We start from the raw sequence: 1109 nt of genomic DNA, 5'->3' as shown, positions 1-1109 counted from the left end.
TGAAGGCCGCAGGCGAAAAGCTCGAAACGCTGCAGGGCGAACTGGCAGAGATCAAGCGCCAGGAAACTAAGCTCAAGGCTGAGCTGGACGAGCGCCAGGCCAGCCATGCCCGAGAACTGGCCAACTTCGAACAGCAGAAAGCCGGCCTGAGTGAGCAGTTCAAGCTGCTCTCCAACGAAATTCTCGAAGCGAAAACCCAGGCCCTGCAGGAAAGCAGCAAGCTCAGCCTGAGCGCGGTGATGACGCCTTTCCAGCAGTCCATCGACACCTTCAAGCGTGAAGTGCAGGAGATCCATCACCGCGAGACCACCCAGCAGGGTGAGCTGCGCAAAGAACTGGAGCAGCTTAAAACGCTGAACCAGCAGATCACCACCGAGGCCCATGAGCTGTCCACCGCGCTGCGTGGCCAGAAGAAGCTGCAAGGCAACTGGGGCGAGCTGGTGCTGGAAAACGTACTCGACCGTTCTGGCCTGCAGCTGGGCAAGGACTACCAGCGCGAAGTCAGTATCACTACCGAGGAGGGCCGCCAGCGCCCTGATGCCGTGGTGTACCTGCCCCAGGGCAAGCACCTGATCGTCGACGCCAAGGTCTCGCTCAACGCCTATACCCGCTACGTGAACGCAGAAGATGATTTGGAGCGTAAGCAGGCCCTGAAAGAGCACGTGCAGGCCGTCGCCAGCCGCATCAAGGAGCTGGCCGACCGCGACTACTACAAGCTGCCGGGGCTGAACTCGCCGGACATGGTGTTCATGTTCATTCCCATCGAGTCGGCCTTCGTCGAGGCGCTCAAGGCGGACGAAACCCTGTTCCAGCAGGCCATCGAGAACAACGTGTTGGTGGCCACACCGACCACGCTGCTCACCAGCCTCAACATCGTTCGCCAGCTCTGGCGCTATGAGGATCAGAACAAGCACACCGCCGCGCTGGCCAGCCGCGCAGAGGGCGTGTTCAAAAAGCTCAATACCTTCCTGGCCAGCTTCGAGAAAATCAAAAAAGGCCTGGAAACCGCCACCGAAGCCTACGTCAAGGCCGAAGGCCAGCTGGTCAGCGGCAAGGGCAACCTGGTCAAACAGGTGGGCGAGTTCAAGAACCTGGCGCCTGCCATCAAA

At 60.1% G+C, this 1109-nt stretch carries 1 protein-coding gene; it reads left to right on the top strand.

Going from position 1 to position 1109, the window contains the following annotated elements; all coding sequences use genetic code 11:
• The coding region (locus C5O18_RS10095; RefSeq protein WP_146089358.1) for a DNA recombination protein RmuC at window positions 1-1109 on the top strand (1109 nt) is incomplete at both ends.

The organism is Amnimonas aquatica (assembly GCF_002943415.1).
Classification (GTDB): Bacteria; Pseudomonadota; Gammaproteobacteria; order Pseudomonadales; family Moraxellaceae; genus Perlucidibaca; species Perlucidibaca aquatica_A.
Note: the sequence above shows the minus strand (reverse complement) of the source record. Positions and strands in the feature narration are given on the sequence as shown.